This window comes from Streptomyces sp. MB09-02B (assembly GCF_033794485.1).
Taxonomy (GTDB): Bacteria; Actinomycetota; Actinomycetes; order Streptomycetales; family Streptomycetaceae; genus Streptomyces.
In genome coordinates, this window is record NZ_JARGEE010000848.1 from 1 (window position 1) to 1,423 (window position 1,423).

General features: G+C 71.9%; 1 protein-coding gene. It reads left to right on the top strand.

Going from position 1 to position 1,423, the window contains the following annotated elements; all coding sequences use genetic code 11:
- Positions 1 to 183: 183 nt before the first annotated feature.
- Positions 184 to 1,423, top strand: a 1,240-nt coding sequence (gene fahA / locus P1P70_RS44580; protein ID WP_319248197.1) for a fumarylacetoacetase, incomplete at its 3' end; no start/stop codon positions are given.

The window sequence follows — 1,423 nt, forward strand, 5'->3', positions numbered from 1 at the left end:
CTACCGGACCCGGACCCACCCCGTCCGCGTCCCCCAGAGGACGCTAAGCCGGAACCTCTCCTTCCGACCCTCCCCTATCAGGACATTGCGAACTCTTTAGACATTCCCCGATCTTGGCGCCGCCCCGTAACGTGAGCCACGACCAGAGGTACGACGGAACGCACGAGAGCGAGGCACCACTCGATGCCCCCCTTCGATGTCCCCGACGATGTCCCCGAGGGTCACCCCTTCGACGTCCCCGAGGGTCACCCCTTCGGTCCGCACAACCTCCCCTACGGTGTCTTCTCCCTCGGCACGTCCGGAGCCCCTCGCACCGTCGGGGTCCGCCTCGGCGATCACGTCCTCGACGCCGCCGCGGCGGCGCACGCCCTCGGCTCCCCGTACGCCGCGCTGCTGGCACACCCCACGCTGAACCCCCTGCTGGCGGCGGGCCGCACGGCCTGGTCGGACCTCAGGCGGGCCCTGACGGCGTGGCTGACGGTGCCCTCGCACCGGGAGACGATCGCGCCCCACTTCCACGCGCTGTCCTCGGTGACCCTGCACCTGCCCTTCGAGGTGGCCGACTACGTCGACTTCTACGCCTCCGAGAACCACGCCCGGAACGTGGGCCGCATCTTCCGTCCCGACGCGCCCGATCCGCTGACGCCCAACTGGAAGCACCTCCCCATCGGTTACCACGGCCGGTCCGGCACGGTCGTCGTGTCCGGCGCGGAGGTGGTACGGCCGGCCGGGCAGCGCAAGGCGCCGACCGATCCGGCGCCGGTGTTCGGGCCGTCGGTGCGGCTGGACATCGAGGCGGAGGTCGGCTTCGTGGTCGGCGTGCCGTCCGAGCGGGGGCGGCCCGTGGGGCTCGCGGACTTCCGCGACCACGTCTTCGGGGTGTGCCTCCTCAACGACTGGTCGGCGCGTGATCTCCAGGCCTGGGAGTACGTGCCGCTCGGGCCGTTCCTCGGGAAGTCGTTCGCGACGTCGGTGTCCGCCTGGGTCACGCCGTTGGAGGCGCTGGAGGAGGCGCGGGTGGCACCGCCGGAGCGCACGCATCCGCTGCTGCCCTACCTGGACGACTCCGCGCCGGACATCGACCCCGGGGGGTACGACCTGCGGATCAGCGTCGCGGTCAACGGGCACGTCGTCTCGGAGCCGCCCTTCGCCACGATGTACTGGACGGCCGCGCAGCAACTTGCCCATCTGACGGTGAACGGCGCGTCGCTGCGCACCGGCGACCTCTACGGCTCCGGCACGGTCAGCGGCGCCTCCCCCGACCAGCGGGGCTCGCTGCTGGAACTCACCTGGAACGGGCGCGACCCGCTCGACCTCCCGACCGGCAAGCGCACGTTCCTGGAGGACGGCGACGAGGTGACCCTCACGGCATGGGCACCGGGACCGGGCGGCACGAAGGTGGGGCTGGGCGAGGTCAGGGGGC